General features: G+C 69.6%; 22 protein-coding genes and 1 pseudogene. 14 read left to right on the top strand and 9 right to left on the bottom strand.

The features are described from left to right. Nucleotides 1–1,887, top strand: a 1,887-nt coding sequence (locus RJ05_RS08120) for a cytochrome P450 (protein ID WP_036535032.1), incomplete at its 5' end; no start/stop codon positions are given. A 158-nt stretch (nt 1,888–2,045) separates the two neighbouring features. Here the strand turns inward: RJ05_RS08120 and RJ05_RS08115 are convergent. Next, complete coding sequence (locus tag RJ05_RS08115) at nt 2,046–2,612, bottom strand: GlcG/HbpS family heme-binding protein (RefSeq protein WP_036535020.1); 567 nt, start codon at nt 2,610–2,612, stop codon at nt 2,046–2,048. A 166-nt stretch (nt 2,613–2,778) separates the two neighbouring features. Here RJ05_RS08115 and RJ05_RS08110 point away from each other — a divergent pair, with 166 nt between their 5' ends. Both RJ05_RS08110 and RJ05_RS08105 read left to right on the top strand, forming a co-directional pair. Then, entirely contained in the window at nt 2,779–3,990 is a 1,212-nt protein-coding gene (locus tag RJ05_RS08110) for a sensor histidine kinase (RefSeq protein ID WP_255220922.1), read from the top strand. After that, nucleotides 3,987–4,622, top strand: a complete 636-nt coding sequence (locus tag RJ05_RS08105) for a response regulator (protein ID WP_036535018.1) — start codon at nt 3,987–3,989, stop codon at nt 4,620–4,622. Before RJ05_RS08110 ends, RJ05_RS08105 begins: the two co-directional genes overlap by 4 nt. A 17-nt stretch (nt 4,623–4,639) precedes the next feature. Here RJ05_RS08105 and RJ05_RS08100 read toward each other — a convergent pair whose 3' ends face one another. Next, nucleotides 4,640–5,287, bottom strand: a complete 648-nt coding sequence (locus RJ05_RS08100; RefSeq protein WP_036535017.1) for a DUF4097 family beta strand repeat-containing protein — start codon at nt 5,285–5,287, stop codon at nt 4,640–4,642. Nucleotides 5,288–5,442: 155 nt separating this feature from the next. Here RJ05_RS08100 and RJ05_RS08095 point away from each other — a divergent pair, with 155 nt between their 5' ends. The 4 genes and pseudogenes from RJ05_RS08095 to RJ05_RS29850 all read left to right on the top strand — a co-directional run bounded on the left by RJ05_RS08095 (nt 5,443) and on the right by RJ05_RS29850 (nt 7,234). Then, nucleotides 5,443–6,201 carry a class I SAM-dependent methyltransferase gene (locus RJ05_RS08095; RefSeq protein WP_036535015.1) on the top strand — a complete coding sequence of 253 codons (759 nt, stop codon included), beginning with the start codon at nt 5,443–5,445 and terminating at the stop codon, nt 6,199–6,201. A gap of 27 nt (nt 6,202–6,228) precedes the next feature. Then, nucleotides 6,229–6,483, top strand: a pseudogene (locus tag RJ05_RS32165) (dihydrofolate reductase family protein); the annotation flags it as partial. A 29-nt stretch (nt 6,484–6,512) separates the two neighbouring features. Next, a complete protein-coding gene (locus tag RJ05_RS08085; RefSeq protein ID WP_036535013.1) occupies nt 6,513–6,902 on the top strand; it encodes a DUF5313 family protein in 390 nt (129 codons plus the stop codon). Then, nucleotides 6,899–7,234, top strand: a complete 336-nt coding sequence (locus RJ05_RS29850) for an MGMT family protein (protein ID WP_081597226.1) — start codon at nt 6,899–6,901, stop codon at nt 7,232–7,234. The genes RJ05_RS08085 and RJ05_RS29850 overlap by 4 nt, the downstream gene beginning before the upstream one ends. Here RJ05_RS29850 and RJ05_RS08075 read toward each other — a convergent pair. Both RJ05_RS08075 and cobC read right to left on the bottom strand, forming a co-directional pair. Beyond that, nucleotides 7,229–8,347: a Nif3-like dinuclear metal center hexameric protein gene (locus RJ05_RS08075; protein ID WP_036535010.1), complete on the bottom strand. Its 1,119-nt coding sequence runs from the start codon at nt 8,345–8,347 to the stop codon at nt 7,229–7,231. The two genes, RJ05_RS29850 and RJ05_RS08075, sit on opposite strands and share 6 nt — an antisense overlap. Before the next feature lie 386 nt (nt 8,348–8,733). Beyond that, a complete protein-coding gene (cobC, locus tag RJ05_RS08070; protein ID WP_036535008.1) occupies nt 8,734–9,777 on the bottom strand; it encodes an Rv2231c family histidinol phosphate aminotransferase CobC in 1,044 nt (347 codons plus the stop codon). A gap of 132 nt (nt 9,778–9,909) precedes the next feature. Here cobC and RJ05_RS08065 point away from each other — a divergent pair, with 132 nt between their 5' ends. Together RJ05_RS08065 and RJ05_RS08060 are read left to right on the top strand one after the other, a co-directional pair. After that, entirely contained in the window at nt 9,910–10,413 is a 504-nt protein-coding gene (locus tag RJ05_RS08065; protein ID WP_036535005.1) for a low molecular weight protein-tyrosine-phosphatase, read from the top strand. Then, nucleotides 10,413–11,324 carry an SURF1 family cytochrome oxidase biogenesis protein gene (locus tag RJ05_RS08060; protein ID WP_036535002.1) on the top strand — a complete coding sequence of 304 codons (912 nt, stop codon included), beginning with the start codon at nt 10,413–10,415 and terminating at the stop codon, nt 11,322–11,324. The genes RJ05_RS08065 and RJ05_RS08060 overlap by 1 nt, the downstream gene beginning before the upstream one ends. 105 nt (nt 11,325–11,429) lie before the next feature. On the opposite strand, the gene RJ05_RS08055 is transcribed toward RJ05_RS08060, so the two are convergent. After that, nucleotides 11,430–12,251, bottom strand: coding sequence for an SDR family NAD(P)-dependent oxidoreductase (locus RJ05_RS08055; RefSeq protein ID WP_036534998.1), 822 nt, complete (start codon nt 12,249–12,251; stop codon nt 11,430–11,432). A gap of 107 nt (nt 12,252–12,358) precedes the next feature. Between RJ05_RS08055 and RJ05_RS08050 the strand changes: the two genes are divergently transcribed. Continuing rightward, nucleotides 12,359–12,949 (top strand): TetR/AcrR family transcriptional regulator, encoded by a 591-nt coding sequence (locus tag RJ05_RS08050; protein ID WP_036534996.1) that lies wholly within the window; start codon nt 12,359–12,361, stop codon nt 12,947–12,949. A gap of 115 nt (nt 12,950–13,064) precedes the next feature. Here RJ05_RS08050 and RJ05_RS08045 read toward each other — a convergent pair whose 3' ends face one another. Further along, nucleotides 13,065–13,988, bottom strand: coding sequence for a cobalamin biosynthesis protein (locus RJ05_RS08045; RefSeq protein WP_036534994.1), 924 nt, complete (start codon nt 13,986–13,988; stop codon nt 13,065–13,067). A 169-nt stretch (nt 13,989–14,157) separates the two neighbouring features. Here RJ05_RS08045 and sigJ point away from each other — a divergent pair, with 169 nt between their 5' ends. Then, nucleotides 14,158–15,117 (top strand): RNA polymerase sigma factor SigJ, encoded by a 960-nt coding sequence (gene sigJ, locus RJ05_RS08040; RefSeq protein WP_081597225.1) that lies wholly within the window; start codon nt 14,158–14,160, stop codon nt 15,115–15,117. A 149-nt stretch (nt 15,118–15,266) separates the two neighbouring features. Here sigJ and ald read toward each other — a convergent pair whose 3' ends face one another. Then, nucleotides 15,267–16,382 carry an alanine dehydrogenase gene (ald, locus tag RJ05_RS08035; protein WP_036534993.1) on the bottom strand — a complete coding sequence of 372 codons (1,116 nt, stop codon included), beginning with the start codon at nt 16,380–16,382 and terminating at the stop codon, nt 15,267–15,269. Between the two features lie 209 nt (nt 16,383–16,591). On the opposite strand from ald, the gene RJ05_RS08030 reads away from it, so the two are divergent. The 3 genes from RJ05_RS08030 to RJ05_RS08020 all read left to right on the top strand — a co-directional run bounded on the left by RJ05_RS08030 (nt 16,592) and on the right by RJ05_RS08020 (nt 18,172). Continuing rightward, entirely contained in the window at nt 16,592–17,107 is a 516-nt protein-coding gene (locus RJ05_RS08030) for a gamma carbonic anhydrase family protein (RefSeq protein ID WP_036534990.1), read from the top strand. A 164-nt stretch (nt 17,108–17,271) separates the two neighbouring features. Beyond that, nucleotides 17,272–17,457: a hypothetical protein gene (locus tag RJ05_RS08025; protein WP_036535025.1), complete on the top strand. Its 186-nt coding sequence runs from the start codon at nt 17,272–17,274 to the stop codon at nt 17,455–17,457. Between the two features lie 91 nt (nt 17,458–17,548). Beyond that, nucleotides 17,549–18,172 carry a TetR/AcrR family transcriptional regulator gene (locus tag RJ05_RS08020; RefSeq protein WP_051016347.1) on the top strand — a complete coding sequence of 208 codons (624 nt, stop codon included), beginning with the start codon at nt 17,549–17,551 and terminating at the stop codon, nt 18,170–18,172. A gap of 135 nt (nt 18,173–18,307) precedes the next feature. Here RJ05_RS08020 and RJ05_RS08015 read toward each other — a convergent pair whose 3' ends face one another. Then, nucleotides 18,308–19,741, bottom strand: coding sequence for an acyl-CoA carboxylase subunit beta (locus RJ05_RS08015; protein ID WP_036534988.1), 1,434 nt, complete (start codon nt 19,739–19,741; stop codon nt 18,308–18,310). A 125-nt stretch (nt 19,742–19,866) separates the two neighbouring features. Beyond that, on the bottom strand, nt 19,867–20,788 hold a 922-nt coding region (locus tag RJ05_RS08010), incomplete at its 5' end, for a beta-ketoacyl-ACP synthase II (protein WP_036534985.1).

The raw sequence follows: 20,788 nt of genomic DNA, 5'->3' as shown, positions 1-20,788 counted from the left end.
GGTCCGTTGCAACTGATCTGGTGTGGCAGGCTGTCGGCGGAGAAACGGCCGCTGGAAGCGATCGACGCGGTGCGCCTGGCGCCCGGGTGCACATTGGACATCTACGGCGAGGGCGATCAGCGCGACGCCGCTGCCGACCTGATCGCCGAACACGGCCTGGGCGAACGAATCCGATTGCACGGCAGGGTGACTCAGGACGAATGCCTGAATGCGATGACCAAGGCCGACGCGTTGCTGTTTCCGTCCACCGGTTTCGACACCCAGGGCATGGTGCTGCTGGAAGCCGTCGCGGTGGGGCTGCCCGTCATCTATTGCGATCCCATGCTTGCGGAGTCGGTGCCCGCCGGTGGCGGGGTATGCACAGGCGATCCCTCGGCGAAGGGGATCGCGGGAACGCTGACCCGGCTGGCGGCCGATCGCAGCGCGCTGGCCGAGATGCGCGCGGTGCAGTCCAAGCACAGCGACGACGTACGGCAATCCCGGCAGATCGGCGCGGTGAGCGAGGTCTATCGGCAGGCGATCGAGGAGGCGGCGGCCAGTCCGGAACACGTGATGCCGCGCAGCCTCGCCGATATCCCCACCGCGCCCGGCGGCCTGCCGCTCGTCGGCCACAGCCTGCGCGCGCTGCGTGACGCACCGGGATTCGTGACCTCGCTGTCGGAACTCGGACCGATCGTGCGGCTGCATTTCGGCCAGAAGACCGGATACCTGCTCACCACGCCCGATCTGGTGCGTGAGGTCGGGTTGGGTGAGGCCGAGTTCAATCGCGAGGATCTGCGCGAGGCGATCAAGGACGTGGCAGGCGGATCGGTGAACGTCCTGCGCGGCGCCGAACACAAGCTGCGCCGCCGGATGATCGCGCCCGCCCTGCGCCAGAGCCGGCTGGCCGAATACACAAGAGCCGCAGCCGATATCGCCGACGCGTGGTCATCGAGCCTGCCATCGGGCACGACGGTGAACCTGATGGACGAGGCGCACGGGCTGGTGCTCGACACCGTGTCCTCCACCCTGTTCAAGGCCAGTTTCAGCGATTCGGCGCGCCGTGAGATCCGCGACAATGTGCCGTGGCTGCTCAGCCAGGTCATCATCCGCACCGCCATGCCGCCGCAGATCCGCAGGTTGCGGGTGATCGCGAACTGGCGGTGGGAACGCAAATCCCGGCACCTGCGCGGCGCCATCGGCGACGTGATCGCCGAATACCGCCGCCGCGACGAAGATTTCAACGATGTGGTGTCGGCGCTGATCCGCCACCGCGACGACGAGACCGGCGCCACCCTGTCCGACGAGCACATCATCGATGAGGCGATCCTCATGCTGGCAGGCGGCGTCGGCTCGATGGCCTCGCTCGCCGGCTGGCTCTGGCATGAAGTGATGCGCAGACCCGAGGTCGCCGACCGGCTCTACCGCGAACTCGACGAGGTCGTCGGTTCCGGGCCGGTGCGCGCCGAGCACATCAACTCGCTGCCCTATCTCAAGCAGATCGTGTCGGAGACGATCCGCTTCTGGGGTCCGTGGATCAGCGCCGCTACCGCCGACGGAGACGTCACCATCGGCGGCGTCACCATCCCCGACGGCACCGCGGTCATGTTCAGCCCGTACATGGTGCAGCACGACAAGCGCTACTACCCCAATCCCGAAGCCTTCGACCCTGACCGCTGGTCCCCCGCGCGCGCGGAGGAGATCGATAAGAAATCGAGCCTGTCGTTCGGCGTGGGCCGGCGCCGCTGCCTCGGCGACCACTTCGCCATGCTGGAGATCACTCTCGCCTCCGCGGCGTTCTTCGCCCGTTGGAAGCCGACGCCGGACCCGGATTACGTTGTGCGGGCATCGAATCGCGATTTCGTGCTGTCGCCATCGGCGTTGCCGGTCACGCTGACGCCGAGATAGGCCTTCCCCCGGCGGTGTCCGGCCGCCAGACCACTGTGTAGTCGGGAGCGGTCTGCGCGAGCCCTGGAAGCGCCACGGCCGGCACCCGAACCACTCCCGGGAGCGCAGCCGGCGCTGCGTCGCCGGAGCACACCGCGAGCGGGGCATTCGGCAGTGCGTCAGTCGCGCAGGGTCGCCGCACCCGCCTCAGCGAACTTCTCGTCCAGATCACCGCTGGGCGCACCGGCCACACCGATTCCCGCGATCGGCGAGCCCTCGACGGCCACCGGGGCGCCGCCACCGAGGAACAAGGTGCCGGGGATATCGGCCAGGTGCGGGGCCGATTCCAGGCGCTCGGCCAGCTTCGAGGTCGGCGCGTTCCAGGAGACAGCGGTGTAGGCCTTCTTCTCGGCCGACTCATAGGACTGCGGGCCCGCGCCGTCGCCGCGCAACGTGACGATGGTGTTGCCGTTGCGGTCCACCACAGCCACGCTGACGCGCTGATTCTCCATGCGGGCGGCGTCGAGAGCCGCCTGGGCCGCCTCGGTGGCGGCGTCGATGGTGAGGTGCGCGCTGTGGGTGATGTTGCCCGCGGCGGCATTCACCGCGACCGGCGCCACCTGTGCCTGCTGCGGGGTGTCGGCGCCGACGGAGACGATGCCGACGGTGCCCGCCGCGATGGCGGCGACGGCGGCGCCGCCGATGGCGATCCGGGTGCGGGTGGCCAGGGTGCTACGCGAGTTCATGGGGTCTCCTCGTCTCGGTGAACGGCGGTCGCCATTCGGTTCACCATCAATCCTCGGCGGCTGCCAGGGGTTTGCCATCGGCTCCGCGGCTGTCCTTGCGCAACTGTCCGGCCGATACCGGGGTCATCCGATCGGTTGACCCCGCCACCGCGAACCGCACGGCAGAATGAAGGTGTTTACCCAGTTCGACGCGATGGAGGAGGTGGCGGTGCCGGAGGTTTCCACGACCGATCAGAGTGAGGAACGCGTGCTCGCCATCGTCATGCACGCGACGTTCTATGTGTTGCTGGGCGCCTCGCTGGCTCGTTTCCTGATCCGTCATCCCGGCAGTCCGCAGTCCGGCTGGGTGCTGGCGCTGTCCGGTCTGCTCGCGTTGCTGTACGTGGCGGGCGCGCCGCGCGGGCGGCGCGGGTCCGTGTGGTTCGCCCTGCTCGTCGCCTGCTGGGCGGTGCTGGTAGTGCTGGCTCCCAGCTTCGCCTGGTGCGCGGTGCCCTTGCTGTACACCGGTTTTCGGATTCTGCCCATGCGGGTCGCGGTGGGCCTGGTGGTGGTGCTCACCGGGCTGGTGGTGCTCACGCAGGTGCGGCTGGCCGGGTGGGGTGATCCGAATCTGTTGCTGGCACCGCCCGCGGTGGCCGCGGTGACCACGGCGTTATTCATACAGATGCGCCACCAGACGGTGCGTCAAGCCGGACTCATCGACGACCTGCTGCGCACCAGGCAAGAGCTGGCGGCCACCGAACGCCGAGAGGGCACGCTGGCCGAACGGCAGCGCCTCGCCGGCGAAATCCACGACACCGTGGCGCAGGGATTGTCGAGTCAGCGGATGCTGCTGCAAGCCGCCGACCGGATCTGGGACAGCGATCCCGCACGCGCGCGCTCACATGTGCGCACCGCCGCCACCGTCGCCGAACAGAATCTCGCCGAAGCCCGCCGCTTCGTGCACGATCTGGCGCCCGCCGATCTGGCCGCGACGGGTTCGCTGGAGGCCGCCCTGCGGACGCTGGCCGAGCGGGAGAGCTCCGATGACCTGACGGTGCGCTACGTCATCGACGGCACACCCGTGCAGCTACCCGGCCGGATCGAGGCCACCGTGCTGCGCATCGCGCAGGGCGCGCTGGCCAATATCCGCGAGCACGCCGCCGCCCGTACCGCTACCGTCACCCTCACCTACCTCGACGATCGGCTGCTGCTCGACATCGCCGACGATGGCCGCGGATTCGACCCCGCCGCCGCGGACGGCTCCGGGCGCGATCGCGGCTACGGCCTGCCCGCGATCCGGGCCCGCCTCCAGCAGCTCGGCGGCACCCTCACCATCGAGTCCGCGCCCGGTGAAGGCGCCGTACTCTCGGCCGCGATCCCTCTGGAGCGAGCATGACGAATCCGGCTGTGCGCCTGCTGATCTGCGATGATCACCTCGTCGTCCGGGCGGGCCTGCGGGCGCTGCTGGACAGCGCGCCCGATATCGACGTCATCGGCGAGGCGGGCAGCGGCGCCGAAGTGGTGACGCTGGCGGCCGCGCTGCACCCAGACGTCGTGCTCATGGATCTACAGCTCGGCGGCGACTTCGACGGCGTGGAAGCCACCCGCCGGATCACCGCTCTGCCCGAGCCGCGCCCGCACGTGCTGGTCCTCACCACCTTCGACACCGATGCCGACATCACCCGTGCTATCGCCGCGGGCGCCACCGGCTATCTGCTCAAAGCCGAACCGCCGGAGGAACTCTTCGCCGCCATCCACACCGCCGCCGCCGGGCGCACCGCCTTGTCGGCGCCGGTGGCCGGCCGGGTAATGGCCCGCATGCGCGACCCGCGGCCCGGTCTCACCACCCGTGAAACCGACATTCTCGCCCAGCTCGCGCACGGCCTCGGCAACCGGGAGATCGCCAAGGCCCTGCACATCAGCGAAGCGACGGTCAAGACCCACCTCGGCCGCATCTACGCGAAACTCGGCGTGGATACCAGAGCGGCCGCCGTGGCCGTCGCCAAGGAGCAGCGCCTGCTCGGCTGACGCCGCCCCTTTTCACGTCATACGGCGACGGCGTGCTGGATGGTGACGTTGCCGTAGGAGTTACGCGCGTACACGCGGACGACGTCGTCGTCCCGGACGGTTTTGTCGACCGGCTCCATCAGGTTCTGCACCGTGCCGCACAGTGCGCGGGTCTCCAACCGGGCCGCGGTCCCCGGGCGGATGCCGATGTCGAGGTTGCCCATGGAGGTTTCCAGCCGCAGTTCACCGCGCGCGGCCGCGCCGATCCGGATGCTGCCCATATCGGTTTTCGCCGTCACCGAACCGCGCGGGCGCTCGACGGTAATGTCACCGGCGGACACCTTCAGATCGCATGCACCGAGCTCACCGGCACCGAGCACGCGACCGGCCGCGGTCGTGGCGTCGAGCCGTGAGCCGGCGGGCACCTCGATGCTCACCTGGATCGAGGGGCAGCCCCGGAACCGGGTGACCTCGCGCCAGCCGCGCGACTGCTGCTTCACCGTGAGCTTCCCGGCGACGAAATCGACCCGGATCTGCTCGGCGGCGCGCACGTCGTCCTTGTCGCCCGGATCGGTGGGCCGGATCTGCACGACGGTATCGGTGCGCTCCGACGCGGTGACGGTGATGTCGCCGCAGGCCACGTCGATGTCGACGGTGATGGGGTCGGGGGTCTGGAAGGTGGGCATAGGTTCTCCTCGGGTCGATTCACCTCCGCGTCGTTGTACGTAGATGTATACGTATAACGTGCGGCTGCCGACGACTATACGTAGATGTATACGTACACGCAAGGTGTCGAGAAACTCGCTGGCCTCCGCACGCGCCCGAACGGCATGATGCGCTCATGCGGCGAACATTCGAGGAGCTTGTGACCGAGGCGGAGGCGGCGCCGGTGGCGGGCTGGGACTTCTCCTGGCTGGACGGTCGTGCCACCGAGCAACGCCCGAGCTGGGGTTATCAGCGGCTGATGAGCGCACGCCTGGCGCAGGCCACCGCGGCGCTGGACATCCAGACCGGCGGCGGCGAGGTACTGGCGGGAGCCGCGACGCTGCCACCGGTCATGGCCGCCACCGAATCCTGGCCGCCCAATGTCGCCAAGGCCACCGCACTGCTTCGCCCTCGCGGGGTCGTCGTGGTGGCCGATCCCGACGAACCGCCGCTCCCGTTCGCCGACGCCGCCTTCGACCTGGTGACCAGCCGCCATCCGGCCACCGTGTGGTGGACCGAAATCGCCCGCGTGCTCGAACCCGGCGGCAGCTACTTCGCCCAGCACGTCGGCCCGGCGAGCGTGTTCGAACTCGTCGAATACTTCCTCGGACCGCAACCGGAATCCGTGCGGCGCAAACGTCATCCGGACGACGAACGCGCCGACGCCGAAGCCGCAGGCCTGCACGTGGCCGACCTGCGCTATGAACGGCTGCGCATGGAGTTCTTCGACATCGGCGCGGTGATCTATTTCCTGCGCAAGGTGATCTGGATGGTGCCCGGTTTCACAGTCGCCGAATACCGCGCTCGCCTGCGGGAGCTGCACGAGCGGATCGAGACCGAGGGCCCCTTCATCGCACACTCGACGAGATTCCTGATCGAAGCCCGCAAGGTGTGAGGCGACGAATTCCGCCGCGTTGTCCGGTTCGGCGCCAACACCTACCGCACCTTCACCGAGCTCCTGGCCCCCGGTGCCGAGGAGGTCGGCGACCCGTGGGTGACCCGGATGTGGAATCTGCCGGCAACGGTGGTGTCGAGCACGCTGACCGAACCGCTCGATTGGCCGAACGCGACCGTCTAAACCGGCGACGCGGTCGATGTCGTCGCCCGGCTCGAGAAGCAATCCGACGTCCCACTGCGCTCACACGGCAGCTTGTCGATGAACCGCGCCCAGATGGCCGTCCATCGCCGCGGCGATAGGCTCGGTGGGTGACCAGCGCCCCCACCACACCGAGTTTCGTCCAGCGGATTCGGTATATCTGTGGTGGCACGCTGCCCGCGTCGATGCACGAGTGGGTGATCGATGACCTCACCGGGCCCGGGGCCGCTCGCCGGTATCTGACGCGCATCCTGGTGCCGGTCATCGTGCCGCTGTGCTTGTTCCTGCTCATTCCCGGCCCGCTGGGGATGGGGTTGGCGATGATGGCGCTGCTGTATCTGCCGCTGATCTATTTCACGGTCGCGTTGATGTATGTCTATCGACGCCATCGGCTGGTCAAGCACGAGCTCGACCCGGCGCTGGCCGATCTGCGTGAGCGGCAGAAGGGTGCCGCCGAACGCGCAGACTACGAACGCCGGCACGGGCGGACCGCCCGATGAGCATCGTCGACGAGGTCCGTGCGGCGGTCCTCGATATCACCCCGGGAACCGTCGCCTCCTACGGCGATATCGGCCGGACCATCGGCGCGCACCCGCGACAGGTCGGGCGGGCGATGAGCTTGCTCGATGACGACGTGCCGTGGTGGCGGGTCGTCCACGCCGACGGCACGCCCGCCACTTGCCACGGCGGTACAGCACCGGAATTACTTGCCGGCGAGGGGGTTCCGATGCGGGGTGGGCGGGTGGATATGGGTCGCGCCCGCACCGGCAGTCGTCGACGCGCTGGGTCCGCAGCGGAACCAGGGACGGCGCCTGGGCCGTCAACCTCATGAAGCCGACACCGTCCACGGGTCGGTGCGCAATGTCGACACATGCGTCTCGAGATTCGGAAGCTTCGCTCGCACCACCGATTCCGCTTGTGCGCACCAGGGGAATTCGGTGGCCCAGTGCGCGGCGTCGATCAATGCGGGCCCGTGCCGGCGCAGGTGCTCGTCGGCGGGGTGGTGGCGTAGGTCGGCGGTGAGGTAGGCGTCGACTTTGCGGCGGGTGACGGTGTCCAGATACGAGTCGCCGGCGCCGCCGCAGACCGCGACGGTCTGGATCAGCCGGTCGGGGTCGCCGGCCGCACGCACTCCCCAGGTGGTCTTCGGGAGAGCAGCGGCGGCGCGAGCGGCGAAGGCCCGCAACGTTTCCGGCTCGGGCAGGGTGCCGATGCGGCCGATGCCCAGGCTGCCCGGCAGGGGCGCGCGTTCGGTGAGGTGGAAGGCCGGTTCCTCGTATGGGTGGGCGGTGCGCAGTGCGGTGAGGACGGCGCTGCGCGCGGCGGGCGGTGCGACGAGTTCGATGCGGTCCTCATCGACGTATTCGATCTCGCCGATGGTGCCGATGGCCGGATCGGCGCCGTCCATCGGCCGGAACTGCCCGGTCCCCGGCACGGTCCAGGCGGCCTCCCGGTACTTGCCGCTGCCACCGGCGCCCGCCGCGAACAACGCCGCGAGCACTCGACCGGTATCGGTACGCGGCACCTGAACGACCCACTTGTCCACGGCGGCAGCGGGCTTCGGATCGAGTGGCCCGGTGACCGTGAGCCCGAGCGCTGCGGCGAGCGCGTCGGAGACACCCGGGTCGGCCGAATCGGCGTTGGTGTGCGCGCTGAACAAGGCGCAGCCGGAACGGATCAACCGGTGCAGCAGTGCGCCTTTCGCGGTGTCGGCGGCGACGGTATCGACCCCGCGCAGCAGCAGCGGATGGTGCACGACGAGCGCCTGCGCACCCCACTCGATCGCCTCGTCGACGACGGCGGCGGTGGCGTCGACGGCGAAGACCACCCGCCGCACCGCCTCGGCCGGATCACCGCACACCAGCCCCACCGAATCCCACGATTCGGCCAGCTTCGGCGGGTAGGCCGCATCCAGCACTTCGATGAGTTCCGCCAGCGTCGTCACCGCTCAACCTCCATCGTCGGACCCGATCCGATCCATCTTCCCTCGTGACCTGCCCACCTCAGCGGCAGCCCTGGTAAGTGCCCGCCGACAGTCCGCGTCGCTGAGCCACACCTGGGCAGGCAGCCACCGGCCGGCCCGGGATGTGCCCACCGAGGGGATGTCGCCGCCCACCTCTGAGCGACAGGGATTCCGAGTTGTCGCTCAGAGGTGGGCGGAAGACGGTGCTATCCGGGGTAGCGCCGAGCCGACCCGGCCAGGCCGTCCGTACCGCTGTTCGCGGACATCCGCCTCGCCCTCGACGCCGGACGGCGGCCGGCGAGCCCCGGCCGCCCGTTGAGCCGCTCGCAGGCATCCGCCGTCGAGGCCGGACAACGAGCCGGACGCGATCAACGCGCACCGTCCGCCCTACGAATCACCGCGATCAGTCGATCCACATCCGATTCCCTTCTGACGGCCAGGCGCAGGTGATCGGGACCCAGCCCAGGAAAGGTATCCGCGCGGCGAACGGCTATCCCGTTGTCCGCCAGATGTTTACGGAGCAGGACGCCATCGCGCACCTGGATGAGCAGGAATGGCCCGGACGCCGGTGTGTGCACGGCGACACCGAGGGCGGTCAGTCGGTCGGCCATCGCGGTGCGGTTGTGCGCGATCCGCTCGGCCTGCGTGCGAGTCTCAGCGAGTGCGTGCGGTTCGGCGGTCGCGGCGATCGCTTCCAGCTGCAACGTCCCCAACGGCCAATGTGGACGGCCGTGCGCAAGGCGGGCGAGCAGGTCGGGTGCGCCGAGGACATATCCGCAGCGCAACCCGGCCAGCGCCCAGGTCTTGGTGAGGCTACGCAGGACGAGCACGTCGGGCAGGGATTCGGCGGCCAGCGATTCGGGCTCGCCGGGGACCGCGTCGGCGAAGGCCTCGTCGACGACGATGACGCGGCCCGGGCGGCGCAGCGCGCGGAGGGTGTCGGCGGGGTGCAGCACCGAGGTCGGGTTGGTGGGATTGCCGAGCACGACGAGGTCGGCGTCCTCGGGGACCAGCCCCGGATCCAGCTCGTAGGGCGGCACCAGCACCACCCGCGTCACCGCGACCCCGGCCTCGCGCAATGCCAGCTCCGGTTCGGTGAACGACGGATGCACCACCGCCGCCAGCCGCGGCGTCAGCCGTGGCAGCATCGCGAACCCTTCGGCGGCGCCGGCCAGCAACAGGACCTCCTCGGGGGCGCGACCGTGGCGCGCGGCGACGGCGACGCGGGCCGTGTGCTCGTCCTCGGCGCTCGGGTAGTGGCCGAGCTGGTCGAGGCGGGCGGCCAGACGGACGCGCAACCACTCCGGCGGGGCGCTGCCCTGCACGTTCACCGCGAAGTCGAGCAGCCCCGGGCGGGCCTCCACGTCGCCGTGGTGGCGCAGGGCGGCAAGGTCGATGCGGTCGGCGGACACGTCATCACACCCTACGTGCCGGATCGGGCGCCGCCCGGCCGAGATTGCCCAGTCGGTCGTTTGACCGATCCGGCAGGTCGGTACCTTGGTTTGCGTGTTCTACATGGTGTGCGCTTTCCACGGTGATCGGTGATGCCGGTGCAGCTCGAGCTCGTCTTCGTGTGTACGGGCAACATCTGCCGGTCGCCGATGGCGGAGAAGATCCTCGCCTCGCACCTGTACCGGGCGGGGCTGGCCAATCGCGTCCGGGTCAGCAGCGCGGGCACCACGGCCTGGCACGTCGGGGCCGACGCCGACCCGCGCACCAACGCGACCTTGCGTCGTCACGGCTACCCGACCGGCCACGTGGCCGCCGTCTTCGGTGACGGGCACCGCGACGCCGACCTGGTCATCGCCATGGACTCCGGCCATGACCGCGAGCTCGCCCAGCTCGGCATCCCGTCCGAGCGGCGCAGGCTGCTGCGCAGCTTCGATCCCGACGCCGACGGTCTCGACGTGCCCGACCCGTACTACGGCCCCGACTCCGGTTTCGAGCTGGTCCGCGATCAGATCGAAGCCGCCATCCCCGGCCTGCTCGACTGGGTGCGCCTGGCGCTGGCCGCCGCCCCGCAACCGATTGCCGACGGAGGACGCTGATGCGCCGGTTGGCGTTTCTGCTGCGACCCAGCTGGTTGATCCTCGCCGTGCTGGTCGCCGCGTTCGCCTACCTGTGTTTCACCGTGCTCGCGCCGTGGCAGCTCGGGAAGAACACCGACACCTCCGAGCGCAATGAGCTCATCGCCGAATCGGTGGACGCCGAGGCGATCGATGTGACGACGGTGTTCGACGGCGACGCGACCGAATGGCGTCGCGTCATCGCCGAGGGCAGCTACGTCCCGGATTCGACGGCGCTGGTGCGGTTGCGCCATCTCGACGGCGCGCCCGGCTACTCCGTGCTCGCCGCCTTCCGGTTGACCGACGGCCGCATCCTGCTGGTCGACCGCGGCCTCGTGGGTGCGGTCGAGGGCTCACGGCCGCCGCAGATCGAGCAGCCGCCCACCGGAACCCAGCGCATCGAGGCCCGGATCCGGCATTCGGAAGGCGTGAGCGCGGACAAGCTGCCGACCGTGCAGGACGGCTACCGCCAGGTCTATTCGATCGACACCGGCCAGGCCGCCGAGGTGCTGCAACTGCCGATCACCGCGCTGCCCACCGGCGAACGCGGCGGCTATCTGCAACTGACCGAGAACCAGCCCGGCGCCTTCACCCCCACCCCGCTCCCCCAGCTCGACGCCGGCCCCTACCTGTCCTACGGCCTGCAATGGCTGGCCTTCGGCATCATGGCGCCGCTGGGCCTCGGCTACTTCGTGTGGGCCGAGCTCCGGGAACGCCGTAAGGAGCGGGCGGCGAGCGCCTCTGCACCGGCGGAGGTCGTGGCGGCCGGGCCGCCCGCCGACGAGTCCGACGGCCCTGCTGCGGGCGATGAATCGAGCCGGGACGAGTCCGCACCCGCCCGGGTGTCCAACGAAGCGCGACTCGCCGACCGCTACGGGCGCACGCGCAAGTAGCGAATACCGTCCGCGCCGCCGCTATCGGCACCGCTGCCAGCGGGGCGGATTCGACACCCCATCACTCGACGACGCGACCCGACGCGAATTCGCCCGCGCCTTCGCTCAGCCCGGTGCCATGCGACTGAGGTCCTCCCACTCCCGGTATCCCTCGACTCGCGCCGCGTCCAGCTCGAGCACCTGGTCGAACGACTTTCCGCCCACGATGATCCGCCGTGGCGGCTCGGCCAGATTCGCCAGTTCCAGGATGACCGGGGCGGCGGTGCTGGGGTCCGGGCCGGCGTCCTCGCCCCACATCTCGGCCAGTTCCGCCCGCAGGGATTCGTACCGCGGGGCGGGCTCGGTGGCGGTGATCCCGGCGGTGAACAGGCCGGTGGCGTACCCGCCCATCTCGACGATGGTGACCTTGATACCGAACTGCTCGACCTCCATCGCCAGCGCGGCGCTGACCGAATCCAGCGCGACCTTGCCCGCGCCGTAGAAACCGACCGAGGCGAAGCCGCCCACGCTCCCCATGGAGGTGATCTGCAGGATCCGGCCGCCGCCCATGGCGCGCAGATGCGGGATCACGGCCTGCGACACCCAGACGGCGCCGAAGAAGTTCACGTCCAGGTGGGCGCGGATCTGTTGCTCGATGGCCTCTTCCACCATCCCGTACAGCATCGCGCCCGCATTGTTGACCACGACGTCGAGTCGGCCGAAGGCGGCAACCGCCCGCTCGACTCCGTCGAAGACCGCGGCGCGATCGGAGACGTCGAGCGCGAGCGGAACCAGATCGCCGGGGTACTCGGCAACCAGATCGGCGAGCGGTTCGATATTGCGGGCGGCCGCGACCACCCGGTCTCCCGCGGCCAACGCCGCCACGGCGAACGCCCTGCCCAACCCCCGGGAAGCACCGGTGATGAACCAGACCTTGGCGGTAGTCATATCGCCCTCCTCTCATTCGAGACGATCCGTCTCGTCTCGGTAAGGATCCGGGAAGACGGCCGCAGTGTCAAGACGAACCGTCCCGTCTCGGTGCTAGCCTGGGCTTCATGCCAGTTTCCGAGCAGAATTCCCGGCGCAGCGAACGCTCCCGGCAGGCGATCCTGGCCGCCACCCGCGAGCTCATCGACGAGGTCGGCTACGCGAAGACCTCCATCGAGGCCATCGCGGCGCGCGCGGGCGTGGGCAAGCAGACGATCTATCGGTGGTGGCCGTCCAAGGGCGCGGTGATCTTCGATTCCTTCCTCGCACTCAGCGAAGGCACCGATAACGACATGGCCCTTCCGGACACCGGCGACCTCCGCGCTGACCTGCGCCAGGTGATGCGCGCGACCGTCGCGGAATTCGCGGACCCGGCATTCGAGAAACCGATCCGCGCACTCAATACCGAGATCATCAACGACCCGAGCCTGGCCGAGCTGTACCGCGACAAGCTCGCCCGCCCCGTGGACGAGATGAAGAAGGCGCGCCTGCGCAGCGCCCAGGACGCCGGGCAACTGGCCGCCGACGCCGACCTCGACTTGGTCCTCGAAGCGCTCTACGCCCCGCTGTTCCAGCGCTGGTTGCTCCGCACCGGGCCACTGACCCCGGAATATGCCGATGCACTTGTCGAGCTCACGCTGCGCGCCTTCGCACCCTGACCGTCGACTCCCGGCCACACCCCACCGCCCCGCACCAGCACGCCCTCCGCACCGATCGCAGTCTCACCTGCCGGTTCGCACGCAGCGCCACGGCGTCCATGGCAACATCACGCATTCAGCGACGCAGGCGTATCACCGACACGCCAGCGAGCACAACCACGGCGGCGAGCTGCACCGCTTCGGACATCCGAACCGCGCGACGCAGATCGGGCACGGCAGGCGCCGGACCCGCACCGAGGACGGGACGCTGCTCGGTCCCGTGCCGGTAGCGTGTGGCCCCGCCCAGGCGAACACCCAGCGCACCCGCCATGGACGCTTCGGCAACCCCCGCATTCGGGCTCGGATGCCCGGCGGCATCACGTCGCCACACCCGCCAGGACCGCGAGGGTCGCCCGCCGACCACGGGCGCGAGCGCCACGGTGAGCAGGCCGGTAAGACGGGCAGGGGCGAGATTGGCGAGGTCGTCGGTGCGGGCGGCGGCCCAGCCAAAGCGGTGATAGCGGTCGTTGCGGTAGCCGACCATCGCATCGAGGGTGTTGATCGCGCGGTAGCCGAGCAGTCCGGGCACGCCGGCCACCGCACCCCAGAACAACGGCGCGACAGTCGCGTCGGAGGTGTTCTCCGCGATCGATTCCAGGGCGGCGCGGGCGAGCCCGTCGGCGTCGAGCGCTTCGGGGTCGCGCCCGCACAGCGAGGGCAGCAGCGCCCGCGCGGCGTCGATGTCACCGGACTCCAACCGCTCGGCCATCTGCCGCCCGGTCCGCGCCAGGCTGCGTCCGCCGAGCACCGTCCAGGTCGCCAGCGCCGTCGTGACGACTCCACCGCGCGCCAGCGCGAACCCGGCCCCGGTCACCGCGCCGACGAGCACCGCCTCGTGCATCACCCCGGCCATCCGCCGGTCCGCGTAGGTCACCGATTCCAATGCCAGTGCCGCCGAACCGAATCCGGCCACCGGATGCCAGCGCCGGGGGTCGCCGAACACCCGGTCCAACGCGAACCCCAGCAGCAGCCCCGCAGCCCTCGACCCAGCCCTACCCACCCCGCGACCCTAACCAGCGCGGACTGTGACCGATCCACCAGGTCACGCCGCCCGACACCAGGCCCATGCCGTGCCGGGCGGATGTCACACTCGACCGGCCCGCGTCGTCACCTCGACGACAGGAACCGAACCGCCCGGCACCCGGGCCGCAGACGAGGACGGAAGCGCAGTGAGTATCGACAACCGCGGCGAGCGCATCGATCAGGCCGAACTGGCGCGGCGGTTCGAGGAACATCGGCCCTACCTGCGCCGACTCGCCTACAGCACGCTCGGCAGCATCACCGACGCCGAGGACGTGGTGCAGGAAGCGTGGCTGCGATTGCAGCGTCAGCACGAAACCGGCGACGTCGGCGAGATCGACAATCTGCGGGCCTGGTTGAGCACCGTGACCGGCCGCCTGGCACTCGACTACCTGGGTTCGGCCCGGGTACGACGGGAGCAGTACGTCGGTGAATGGCTGCCCGAGCCGACGGTGGTGGACTGGGACGATCCGGCGGACAAGATCAGTCAGGACGAACGCGTCACGATGGCGCTGCTGGTGGTGCTCGAATCGCTGTCCCCCGCCGAACGCACGGCGTTCGTGCTCCAGGATGTGTTCGGCATGTCCGGGCCGGAGGTCGCCGAGGTGGTCGGCCGCACCCCGGCGGCAGTGCGCCAGCTCGCCTCCCGCGCCCGCAAACGCGTCGAAGACGGCACTCCGCGCTTCCCGGCCTCGCCGGACGAACACGAGAAAGTGGTGTCGGCGTTCGCCCTGGCATGGCGGTCCGGCGATATGAGCGCCCTGCTCGGAGTACTGGACACCGGCGTCACCCTGACCGCCGACGGCGGCGGCAAGGTTCCCGCCGTGCGCAAGCCCGTCACCGGCGCCGAACTCATCGCCAAGCTGCTGCTCGGCTGGTACAGCTCGCCGTCGGGACGCGCGTGGGGCCGCAAGGTACTGGTCAACGGCCGTCCCGGGCTCGTGGTCTTCGACGGCACGCACACCGGCGTCTTCTCCTTCACCGTCGACGCCGGTCGGATCACCGCGATCGACGTCATCCGCAACCCGGACAAGCTGCACGACATCCCGGACTCGGGCGAACCGTGGTTCCTGAACGAATCCGGGGATGATCAGCCGACGACGGACTAGATACACCGCGACGGAAGGCCCGCGTGATCCCCGAGCCACAGCACAGTGCTGTGCAGCGCGGGCCCACGCAGATTCGAGAACGAACCGGCACCGGCGGAGCAGCCCTCCGCAATGCTCACCTTACGGCCCCAGGACGGACAGTCGGCAGATCAACCCGCGAGCCCCACTCGGCGGACCGTCGAATACCCGTGTGCCGCGGCGACTTCCGGCGAGAGCAGTCGCCCGGCGTCCGCGGTGAGCCCATGCGCCAGCCCGGGATCGGCAGCGCAGGCGGCCTGCCAGCCGTCGGCGGCGATGGCCCGGATGTAGGGCAGGGTGGCGTTGGTGAGGGCGACGGTCGCGGTGTGCGGAACCGCACCCGGCATATTCGCCACGCAGTAGTAGAGCGAATTCGCCACCAGGAAGGTGGGATTCGCGTGGGTGGTGGGATGCGAACCGGCGAAACAGCCGCCCTGGTCGATGGCGACGTCGACCAGGACCGAGCCGGGCCGCATGCCCGCGACCAACTCGCGCGAGACCAGCTTCGGCGCCCGCGCCCCCGGTACCAGCACCGAGCCGATCACCAGATCGGCGGCGAGCACGGCCCGTTCGACTTCGGCGGCATTGGAGGCGATGGTGGTGAGCCGTCCGCCGAACCGGTCGTCCAGTGCGCGCAGCCGGTTCAGGTTGGTGTCGAGCACGCTCACCCGCGCGCCCATCCCGGCCGCGACGGTGGCCGCGTTGGTACCCGCCACACCGCCACCGAGCACCACCACGTCGGCCGGCCGCACCCCCGGCACACCGCCGAGCAACACACCCGCACCGCCCAGCGGCGCCATCAGGTGGTAGGCGCCGACCTGGGTGGCCAGCTTGCCCGCGACCTCGCTCATCGGCGCGAGCAACGGCAACGTGCCGTCGGGGGCGCGCACCGTCTCATAGGCGATCGCGGTGGTCCCCGAGCGCAGGATCGCGTCGGTGCATTCACGGGAGGCCGCCAGATGCAGATACGTGAACAGCACCTGCCCATCGCGCAGCCGGTGATATTCCTGCGCGATCGGCTCCTTCACCTTCAACACCAGCTCCGCCGACGCCCACACCGCATCGGCGTCGGGCACCAACCGCGCCCCGGCAGCGACGTAGTCGGCATCGGGGAATCCTGAGCCGACACCCGCCCCGGCCTGCACCGATACCTCGTGTCCACGCCCGACGAGGTCCGCGGCGCCCGCAGGCGTCAGGGCCACCCGGAACTCCTGTTCCTTGACCTCCCCCGGCACACCAATCCTCATACAGCCATCGTGGCCCAGATGGCCCCCACGTGCCATGAACCGCGCACGGGTGTCGCAACCTGCCGGCAACCCGATGCTCGCCGGCGCCGATTCTGATCATGTCGCCCAGATGGCGACGGCCTCGGTCCGCTGCCTGTCGGCCCCCGGACGACGCCATCGGCCCCGCTGCCGCCGCCGGGGACCGCCACCGACCCGCTAAGTTGCTCCGCATGAGGATTGAAATCGACGGGATCGCCCCCGAGGTCGACGAGACCGCCTTCATCGCGGTGAACGCCACGCTGATCGGCCGCGTGCACATCGCCGCCGAAGCGAGCATCTGGTACAACGCCGTGCTGCGCGGTGACGGCGAACAGATCACCATCGGCGCGCGCAGCAATATCCAGGACTGCTGCGCGGTGCACACCGATCCCGGTTTCCCGGTCGTCGTCGGTACCGGAGTCTCGGTGGGACACAACGCGATCCTGCACGGCTGCACTGTGGAAGACGATGTCCTGATCGGCATGGGCGCCACCGTGCTCAACGGCGCGGTCATCGGCGCGGGCAGCCTGATCGCGGCCAACGCGTTGATCCCGGAGGGCGCGCAGATCCCGCCCGGTTCCCTGGTCGCCGGCGTCCCCGGCAAGGTGCGCCGTGAGCTCACCGACGATCAGCAAAATGGCATTCGCCTGAATGCGCTCGCCTACCTGCACCACAGCGGCACACATCGCAACGCAAAGGTGCTGTGATACCCGCCACACTGATCAAGCGTCCAGTAGGATCCGCTGCTAGCATTTTTGGCAGTGCGCCCGCCCGATCGGGCTCCCCCACCGACCCACCGATCATCGGTTCGGTCCGCGGTGCTCAGGCGAGACCCATGGGTGCGGCGCGCTGGCGAGCAGGAGGTAAGTCCGTGGCGTACAAGCAGTCCAGTATGCACCGGCCTAAGGGGCGGATCAGTGTGGCCGATATCGCGGCCCAGCCAGGCGGTATCGAGGCGCTCCAGCGGCGCGTGCACGAATTACGTTCCAGCGGGGTGGATTTCGCGGCCAACGCGATCGAAAGGGAAATGGCCGAGTTCGACCTGCCGCGGCACTGAACTACGCGGGGTCGGCAGCGGCGCATAATTGCGGCAACGAACGCACCGCCGCGACGGCCGTGATGCCGTGCGCCGTCCCCGTGGAGACTCGATGCCGACCGTGCCGCCCATTTTGCAGCGCATCCTCGACAAGCCGGACGCCGACAGCGAGGCGCTGCTGGAAAGTGCGCTCTCGGCGTTCCTGGATTTCGGGATCAAGCGCACCAGCATGGGTGAGATCGCCCGCCGCGCGGGCATCAGTCCCGCCACCCTGTACCGCCGCTTCGAATCGAAGAACGATCTGGTCGAAGCGGTGAGTGTGCGTGAGGCCCAACGGTTCGTCGCCGATATCGACGCCAGGGTGCGCACTGTCGAAGGCACCGAGAACCAACTGGTGGAAATCTTCGTCGCGTTCATCGCCGCCATCGCCGGCAATGAACTGCTGCGCAGGCTGCTGCGCACGGAACCGGAATTGATCCTGCCCCGGCTCACCACCGACGCGGGCCCGGTGCTCGCCGTCGGCCGCACCTACCTGGCCGCAAAGCTGCGCGAATTACGCGACGCCGAAGCCGCCGCCGATGTCGACGCCGACCTGGTCGCCGAGATCATGGCGCGCCTGGCGCAGTCGCTGGCGCTCACACCGGACGGGCTCATCCCCCTCGACGACGAAGACGCCGCCCGCGAATTCTCCCGCCGCATCCTGCTGCCCATGGTCGGAGTCCGCCCGAACAGCTAGCGCGCCGACCGGGATCGCCCAGCACACCGGCCATGTCCTCCGGCGACCGCAGCGAATACTCTTCCCGCACAACGCGAACAGGCCCCGGACACGCTCCGGGGCCTGTTCGTCGTCGGCCGAATCGACCTCAGCCGATCACAGCGGGATGTTCTTGTGGTGGCTCTTGCGCGCCGGCGCCGCAGCCAGTGCCGCCGCGATGACGCTGCGGGTCTTGGCCGGGTCGATCACCTCGTCCACCACGCCAATGGCGATGGCGCGCTCGACGCCGCCCGCGATGGCCTCGTGCTCGGCGGTGAGCCGTTCGTGCAGCGCCTCGCGCTCTTCCTCGGGCGCGGCGGCCAGCGCCTTCTTGTGCAGGATGCCGACCGCGGCCTTGGCGCCCATCACGGCCACCTCGGAGCCCGGCCAGGCGTACACCGCGGTAGCGCCGAGCGAGCGGGCGTTCATCGCGATGTAGGCGCCGCCGTAGATCTTGCGGGTCACCAGCGTGACGCGCGGAACCCGGGCCTCGGCGAACGCGTGCAGCAGCTTCGCCCCGCGCCGCACCACGCCTTCCCACTCCTGGCTGACGCCGGGCAGGTAGCCGGGAACATCGGTGATGACGACCAGCGGGATCCCGAACGCATCGCACAACCGCACGAACCGGGCCGCCTTCTCGGCGCTCTCGGAGTTCAGGCAACCACCCAGCCGCAGCGGATTGTTGGCCAGCACACCGACGGTGCGCCCGCCGAGGCGGCCCAGACCGGTCACCATCGAGCGCGCGTAGCCGCCCTGCAGTTCCTCGAAGCTGGACTCGCCGTCGACATTGTCGAGCAGCTCGTGCACCAGCGGCTTGACGTCGTAGGCCCGCTTGGCCGACTCCGGCAGCATCGCCTTGAGGTCCACATTGCCGTGCTCGGCCGCGACCAGATCGAATTCGCCCTGTTCGGCGAACATCGACACCAGCCTGCGGGCGCGGTGCAGGGCGTCGGCCTCGTCGTCGGCGACGATGTGGGTGACACCGGACTTCTTGCCGTGGGTCTCCGGGCCGCCCAGGGTGGCCATGTCGACCTGCTCACCGGTGACGCTGCGCACCACGTCCGGACCGGTCACGAAGACCCGGCCCTCCGGCGCCATGATCACGATGTCGGTCAGCGCCGGCCCGTAGGCGGCGCCACCAGCGGCGAATCCGAGCACCACCGAGATCTGCGGCACGAGACCGGAGGCACGGACCATGGCCTCGAACACCAGGCCGACCGCGTGCAGGGCCTCGACACCCTCGGCCAGCCGGGCGCCACCGGAATGCCACAGGCCCACCACCGGGATCCCGGAGTCGATGGCGGTGTCGATGGCGTCGACGATGTGCTTGCAGCCCTCGACACCCATCGCGCCACCCATGACGGTGGCATCCGAGCAGTAGGCCACGGTGCGCACACCGTCGACCTCACCGATCGCCGCCAGCACGCCGGACTTGTCGCGCGGATGGAGGGGAAGAATGGTGCCGGGATCGAAGAATCGCTGGAGCCGGCCCAGCGGATCACGCGGATCTGTGGCGGTGTCCTGCTGATACGCGGGTGCCAAGATAGTCATCGCGTTCTCTCCTCAATGATTGGCGGCCGCGATCGCAGCTGCGGAAGTCGAGGGCCCGGCGGGGGTCGAGCCATTCAGTTGGCCAACCCCCACCGGGTTCGTTCGAGCAGTCGGACGGGTCTGGGTCAGGCCCGGCCGAAGGCGAGCGCGACATTGTGCCCACCGAAACCGAAGGAGTTGTTGATCGCGTACTCGATCTCCTGGCGGCGGGCTTCGCCCTTCACCACGTCGAGGTCGATCTCGGGATCCTGGTTCTCCAGGTTCAGCGTCGGCGGGACGATGCCGTCCCGGATGCTGAGTACGGTGAGCACGGACTCGAGGGCACCGACGGCGCCGATCGAGTGACCCAGTGCTGATTTCGGCGCATACACCGAGGCGTGGTTGCCCACGGCCTTGTTGATGGCCTTCGCCTCCGCGGTGTCACCGATCGGGGTGGCAGTCGCGTGGGCGTTGATGTGGGTGATGTCCTTGGCGGACAGACCCGCGGTCTGCATCGCCCTGGTCATGGCGCGCGCGGCGCCGGTGCCCTCGGGGTCGGGCGCGACCAGGTGGAAGCCGTCGGAGGTGATGCCGGCACCGAGCAGGCGAGCGTGGATGGTCGCCCCACGCGCCTTGGCGTGCTCCTCGGTCTCGATGACCATGAGCGCACCGGCCTCACCGAAGACGAATCCGTCGCGGTCCTTGTCGAACGGACGCGAGGCGCCCTTCGGATCGTCGTTGCGGGTGCTCATCGCGCGCATCATGGAGAACGCCGCGATCGGCACGGAGTCGATGTAGCCCTCGACACCACCGGTGACGACCATGTCGGCGTCGCCCATGGCGATCATCCGCCACGCGTTGGCGATGGCTTCCGATCCCGACGAGCACGCCGAGACCGGAGTGACCACTCCCGCCCTGGCCTTCAGCTCGAGACCGACGACCGCCGACGGACCGTTCGGCATGACCATCTGAACAGCCAGCGGCGAAATCTTGCGATAGCCGCCGTTCTTCAGCTTGTCCACCGAATCGATGAGCGCGTCACCGCCACCGATCCCGGTGCCGATGGCC

The organism is Nocardia cyriacigeorgica NBRC 100375 (assembly GCF_000308555.1).
GTDB lineage: Bacteria > Actinomycetota > Actinomycetes > Mycobacteriales > Mycobacteriaceae > Nocardia > Nocardia cyriacigeorgica.
This window is presented reverse-complemented; position numbering and strand designations above follow the sequence as displayed.

What these genes read in the sequence shown, in the direction of transcription:
- RJ05_RS08115 (WP_036535020.1), bottom strand. Translation starts at nt 2,612, where the DNA reads ATGAACTCGCGTAGCACCCTGGCCACCCGCACCCGGATCGCCATCGGC.
- RJ05_RS08110 (WP_255220922.1), top strand. Translation starts at nt 2,779, where the DNA reads ATGAAGGTGTTTACCCAGTTCGACGCGATGGAGGAGGTGGCGGTGCCG.
- RJ05_RS08105 (WP_036535018.1), top strand. Translation starts at nt 3,987, where the DNA reads ATGACGAATCCGGCTGTGCGCCTGCTGATCTGCGATGATCACCTCGTC.
- RJ05_RS08100 (WP_036535017.1), bottom strand. Translation starts at nt 5,287, where the DNA reads ATGCCCACCTTCCAGACCCCCGACCCCATCACCGTCGACATCGACGTG.
- RJ05_RS08095 (WP_036535015.1), top strand. Translation starts at nt 5,443, where the DNA reads ATGCGGCGAACATTCGAGGAGCTTGTGACCGAGGCGGAGGCGGCGCCG.
- RJ05_RS29850 (WP_081597226.1), top strand. Translation starts at nt 6,899, where the DNA reads ATGAGCATCGTCGACGAGGTCCGTGCGGCGGTCCTCGATATCACCCCG.
- RJ05_RS08065 (WP_036535005.1), top strand. Translation starts at nt 9,910, where the DNA reads ATGCCGGTGCAGCTCGAGCTCGTCTTCGTGTGTACGGGCAACATCTGC.
- RJ05_RS08060 (WP_036535002.1), top strand. Translation starts at nt 10,413, where the DNA reads ATGCGCCGGTTGGCGTTTCTGCTGCGACCCAGCTGGTTGATCCTCGCC.
- RJ05_RS08055 (WP_036534998.1), bottom strand. Translation starts at nt 12,251, where the DNA reads ATGACTACCGCCAAGGTCTGGTTCATCACCGGTGCTTCCCGGGGGTTG.
- RJ05_RS08050 (WP_036534996.1), top strand. Translation starts at nt 12,359, where the DNA reads ATGCCAGTTTCCGAGCAGAATTCCCGGCGCAGCGAACGCTCCCGGCAG.
- ald (WP_036534993.1), bottom strand. Translation starts at nt 16,382, where the DNA reads ATGAGGATTGGTGTGCCGGGGGAGGTCAAGGAACAGGAGTTCCGGGTG.
- RJ05_RS08030 (WP_036534990.1), top strand. Translation starts at nt 16,592, where the DNA reads ATGAGGATTGAAATCGACGGGATCGCCCCCGAGGTCGACGAGACCGCC.
- RJ05_RS08020 (WP_051016347.1), top strand. Translation starts at nt 17,549, where the DNA reads ATGCCGACCGTGCCGCCCATTTTGCAGCGCATCCTCGACAAGCCGGAC.
- RJ05_RS08015 (WP_036534988.1), bottom strand. Translation starts at nt 19,741, where the DNA reads ATGACTATCTTGGCACCCGCGTATCAGCAGGACACCGCCACAGATCCG.